Annotated in this window: 6 protein-coding genes; 3 read left to right on the forward strand and 3 right to left on the reverse strand. The window is 73.3% G+C overall.

Features of this window, described 5'->3' with window-relative positions; all coding sequences use genetic code 11:
* Nucleotides 1-22: 22 nt before the first annotated feature.
* A complete protein-coding gene (locus IFT36_RS15320) occupies nt 23-697 on the reverse strand; it encodes an SDR family oxidoreductase (RefSeq protein WP_123571358.1) in 675 nt (224 codons plus the stop codon).
* Between the two features lie 57 nt (nt 698-754).
* Entirely contained in the window at nt 755-1,084 is a 330-nt protein-coding gene (locus IFT36_RS15325; RefSeq protein ID WP_056043833.1) for a DUF3140 domain-containing protein, read from the reverse strand.
* A 74-nt stretch (nt 1,085-1,158) separates the two neighbouring features.
* On the opposite strand from IFT36_RS15325, the gene IFT36_RS15330 reads away from it, so the two are divergent.
* Nucleotides 1,159-2,199 carry a glycosyl hydrolase family 18 protein gene (locus tag IFT36_RS15330; protein ID WP_123571357.1) on the forward strand — a complete coding sequence of 347 codons (1,041 nt, stop codon included), beginning with the start codon at nt 1,159-1,161 and terminating at the stop codon, nt 2,197-2,199.
* A 69-nt stretch (nt 2,200-2,268) separates the two neighbouring features.
* On the opposite strand, the gene IFT36_RS15335 is transcribed toward IFT36_RS15330, so the two are convergent.
* Entirely contained in the window at nt 2,269-2,712 is a 444-nt protein-coding gene (locus tag IFT36_RS15335; protein ID WP_043596785.1) for a hypothetical protein, read from the reverse strand.
* 178 nt (nt 2,713-2,890) lie between these two features.
* Between IFT36_RS15335 and IFT36_RS15340 the strand changes: the two genes are divergently transcribed.
* Together IFT36_RS15340 and IFT36_RS15345 are read left to right on the forward strand one after the other, a co-directional pair.
* A complete protein-coding gene (locus IFT36_RS15340) occupies nt 2,891-3,556 on the forward strand; it encodes a hypothetical protein (protein ID WP_123571356.1) in 666 nt (221 codons plus the stop codon).
* A gap of 25 nt (nt 3,557-3,581) precedes the next feature.
* The gene (locus tag IFT36_RS15345; protein ID WP_123571355.1) at nt 3,582-4,472 is read left to right on the forward strand and encodes a hypothetical protein; all 891 of its coding nucleotides are present in this window, start codon (nt 3,582-3,584) and stop codon (nt 4,470-4,472) included.
* Nucleotides 4,473-4,509 lie beyond the last annotated feature (37 nt).

Here is a 4,509-nt window from a genome sequence, read left to right on the forward strand (position 1 = left end):
CGGCCGCTCGGGCCCCGGCGGGTCAGGCGCGGCGGGTGGGGCGCACCGAGACGACCTCGGCGGTCGCCCCGTGCGGCAGGTCGACCACGAGCCGCACCGCGTCCGCGACGGACTGCGGTTCGAGGTAGAGCGACGTGTCGTACGTGCCGCCCTCGGCCGTGACCAACTCGTGCTGCATGTCGGTGTCGACGCGGCCCGGGTGCACCGAGCTGACCCGGACGCCGTGCGGACGTTCCTCCTCGCGCAGGGCGTCGGTCAGCGCGCGCAGGGCGAACTTGCTCGCCGCATAGGTGCTGCCGTCGGGCCCTGCCGTGAACCCCGAGCCGCTGTTGATCGACACGACCGTGCCCTGCGCCGCCCGCAGCGCCGGCAGCAGCTGCCGCGTCACCTCGGCCACGGCGAACACGTTGACCTCGAAGACGCGCCGCCAGTCGTCGCGCTCCGTGTCGGCGACGGCGCGCCCGCCGATGACGCCGGCCGCGTGCACCAGCACGTCGAGCCCGTCGAGCGGCGGCACCGTGAGGGCCGGGCCCGAGAGGTCCGCGGCCCACGCCGTCGCGGACGGGAGGTCGGCGGTGATCGCCCGCAGCGCCTCCTCGTCCCGTCCGTGGACGATCACGTGGTGGGTGCGGGCGAGGTCGCGGACGACGGCGAGGCCGATGCCCCGCGAGCCCCCGGTGACGAGTGCGGTCTTCATCGGACCAGTCTGCCGGTCCCGCGGGCCGCCGGTCGGCCCGGTCGGGCCGGTCGCCGGTCAGGCCAGCGGGTCGTGCCCCCAGTTCATGAGCGACCAGCGCCACTTCGTGTCGGTGACGTCGCCCGAGGGGCGCTGCTTCGAGTGGCGCGCGACGTAGCCGTGGACCTTCTCCATGTGCTTCCAGTCGGCGTCGGTCAGGTCGGCCTTCTTCTTCTCGAGGATGCGCACGATGTGCCGGCCGCTCTCGTGCCCGACGGACTCGCCGCCGTCCTTCTGCCCCACTTCGCGCGACTCGTCGGTGTCGAGCCACTCGCGCAGCGTCGAGGCCGTCATGTTCACGTCGTCGTGGAACTCGTCCCAGGTCTGCTGTCGTCCGTCGTCTGCCATGCGACGAGCCAAGCACGCCCCGGACGGGACCGCCCCGCACCGCACCGCTCCGCCGGATCGACGAAGATGGCACGGTGCGCACCCTGACCGCCGGCACCGCCGCCCTGCTGCTCGCCGCCTCGCTCGCGGTCACGATGTCGTCGTGCTCGGCCGACGGGAACAACCCGACGGTCGCGCCGCAGGCGAAGATCCCGGCAGGGCTCGCGGTCGAGGGCTACGCCATCGCCTCACCCGACGCGACGACGGCCGCCGTCGAGGCGCTCGACCGCAGCGGGTCGGCGATCGACACGGTCGGCGTCTCGGGCGTCGCGATCACGACCGGCGGGGCCGGGGTCGCACCGAGCGACGAGTCGGCCAACTCCCTCCGCGAGGCCGCCCAGTCGGCGGGCGGGAAGGCCGAGCTGCTCGTCGTCAACGCGGGCCAGGACGGCTTCAGCGGTGAGCTCGCGTCGCAACTGCTGTCGAGCCGGGCCAACCGCGAGTTCGTCGTGTCGGGCCTCACCGGAGAAGTCGTCAACGGCGGCTGGGACGGCGTCCAGATCGACTTCGAGTCGCTCTCGGCCGCGGACGCCCCGGGGCTGGTGGACTTCGCCGCCGAGCTCCGCGACGCCCTGCCCGACGACGCGAGCATCTCGATGGCCCTGCAGCCCAGCACCGACCCGGCGGGATACGCGGACCTCGGCTACGACCTCGCCGCCCTGTCCGACTCCGTCGACCGGTTCGTGCTCATGGCCTACGACCAGCACGGCGCCGGGTTCAGCGAACCGGGGCCCGTCGGCGGCCTGCCCTGGGTCGGTGAGGTCCTCGACGCCGCACTCGAGTCCGTCCCGGCCGACCGTCTCGACCTCGGCGTCGCGGGGTACGGCTACCGGTGGACGGGCGACGGCACCGCAGGAGGCGCGCTGTCGGTCGCCGAGGCCCGCACCGCTGCGCAGTCCACGGGTTCGTGGGACGCCGACCAGGCCGAGTACACCGCCTCGCCCGGCGACGGCTCGACCCTCTGGTGGTCGGACGGTCGCTCGATCACCGCGCGCGCCGATCTGGCCGAGTCGAAGGGGCTCCACGGCGTCGCGATCTGGCAGCTGACGACGGGCGACCCGATCCGCCGCGGCTGACGTCCGGGCGACGCGCCGCCCTGCGGCCAGGGATGCGGCTCGTGCCGGATCGCCGGGGGAGTGCGCCGCCTACGGCGTGACGACGCCGATCGGGCCGGTCAGCTGGGGGATGTCCCGGTCGCTCAGCAGCCAGTGTTCGCCGCGGCCGGTGATCAGCAGCGCGAGCGGACCCGGACGGCAGACGACGAGCGCGCCGCCTTCTTGGTGCAGCACGCCGTCGAGGGCGCCGCCGAGGTCGCGGTCGTCTTCGGAACCCGACGCCGACAGGACGGCGCAGCGGCCCTCTGCTCCCATCGCCTGCAGCAGTCGGCGCATGCCCTCGGGGTCGCTGCGGTCGGGACCGAGCGGGTGGGCGACGGCCATGTCGACCCACTCGACCGACCCGGTCAGGTCGGCGAGGGCCTGCTCTTCGGGGCCGGCAGGGTCGACGGCGAGGTCGTGCACGGATTGTTTGCGATCGGGTGCGGCGAAGGCCTCGAGTGCGGTGATGACGGAAAGGGGGAGCGACGCCACGGGTGATCTCCTGTCGAGGGGTTCCCACCATCCTCCCACCCGAGCTGCCCTCACAGGTCCGTCCACAGGCGGAAACCGGAGCGGGCGCCCAGTCGAGCCGCCGCACTACGCTGCCGGAGAGCGGCCCGACGCGCGACGACGACCCGACCTGCCCACCCACGACGACGACGGAGACACCGTGAGCGACGCCCCCGGCCAGCAGCCCTGGCAGAACCCCCAGAGCCAGCAGAACCCCCAGAGCCAGCAGGACCCCCGGAGCTCCCAGAACCAGCAGGACCCCCGGTACTCCCCGCCGTACCAGGGCCAGCACCCCCAGGCGCAGCAGCCGGGGCAGCAGCCCTACCCCGGGCCCGGTGGGTACGCCGACCCGCTCAAGGGCACCAACCCCGGCGTCAGCACCTCGACGCCGTTCGTCTGGGTGCTCGTCCTGCTGCCGCTGGTGCAACTGATCGGGCTCGCCTTCTGGGACGTCGGCGACTACCTCGAGCGCACCGCCACGATCACCCCGGGCGTCTACCAGTCGCCCTTCACGCCGGGCTACCTCGCCTACATGGGCATCGGCCTGCTCGTCTACGCACTGACGGTCGTCTTCGCCTGGCTCGACCACCGGGCGTTGACGGCCCGGGGCATCGTGAAGCCGTTCCCGTGGCCGTGGGCGTTCCTCACGGTCGTCTACGTCGTCGGTCGCTCGGTCGTCGTGAAGCGTCGCACCGGTGGCGGGCTCGCGCCGCTGTGGCTCTTCATCGCCGTGTACCTGATCACGATCGTCGTCGCGTTCTCGGTGTTCATCGTGGCCTTCGCCGAGTTCGTGCAGACGATGCCGTCCCTGCCGACCGCCCCGTAGCCGGACCTGCTGCGAGGATGGTCCCGTGACCTCCTCCAGCGCACCCCGCCTCGGCCTGCTCCTCGACGTCGACGGCCCGATCGCCAGCCCCGTGACCCGCAGCATCGCGCTGCCCGCGATCACGCGCGACCTCGTGGCGCTCGCCGCCCTCGGCGTGCCGATCGTCTTCAACACGGGGCGCTCGGACGCGTTCATCCGTGAGGAGGTCGTCGGTCCGCTGCTCGCCGCCGGCCTGCCCGAGGGGGCGCGGGTGCACGGCGTCTGCGAGAAGGGTGCCGTCTGGTTCACGATCGGCCCCGAGCACGGTGTCGACGGCATCGGCCCGATCGAGGTCGACTCGTCGCTCGCCATGCCCGCCGACTTCGGCGCCGAGATGCAGGCGTTGGTGGCGGACGAGTTCGCCGACCTGGTGTTCTACGACACGACCAAGCACGCGATGGTCTCGATCGAGCAGCTCACGAGCGTCGAGTCGTCGACCTACCTGGGCCGGCAACGCGACCTCGACGAGAAGGCGATGCAGGCGCTGGTCCGCCGGGGCTTCGGCGTGCGCCGACTCGACGACGTGCGGCCCGACGCCTCCGGGGCCGTGCAGTGGCGCGTCGACCCGACGATCATCTCGACCGACATCGAGTCGGTGCGGCTCGGCAAGGACCTCGGGGCCGAGCGGGCGCTCGAGCTGCTGGCGGCCGACGGCGAGCCCCCGCTCGCCTGGCGCACGGTCGGCGACTCGCGCAGCGACTACGCCATGGCCGACTGGCTGCACGCGCAGGGTCACGCGGTCGCGCACGTCGACGTCCGCCCGGCCGACGGCGTGCCGGCGACGCCGTACCCGGTGCTGACGAGCTCGACGGGCGCGATCCACGACGAGGCCGGGGCCGAGTTCCTGGCCGGCTGGCTGGCCGACCTCACCGTCTGACGCCCGGCCGCAACGCGTCCGGGCCCGCGACGGGCAC

Origin of the sequence: Frigoribacterium sp. CFBP 13605 (assembly GCF_014839405.1) — a bacterium.
Taxonomy (GTDB): domain Bacteria; phylum Actinomycetota; class Actinomycetes; order Actinomycetales; family Microbacteriaceae; genus Frigoribacterium.

Excerpts from the sequence above, each read along its gene's own strand:
- IFT36_RS15325 (WP_056043833.1), bottom strand. The coding sequence starts at position 1,084 with ATGGCAGACGACGGACGACAGCAGACCTGGGACGAGTTCCACGACGAC.
- IFT36_RS15320 (WP_123571358.1), bottom strand. The coding sequence starts at position 697 with ATGAAGACCGCACTCGTCACCGGGGGCTCGCGGGGCATCGGCCTCGCC.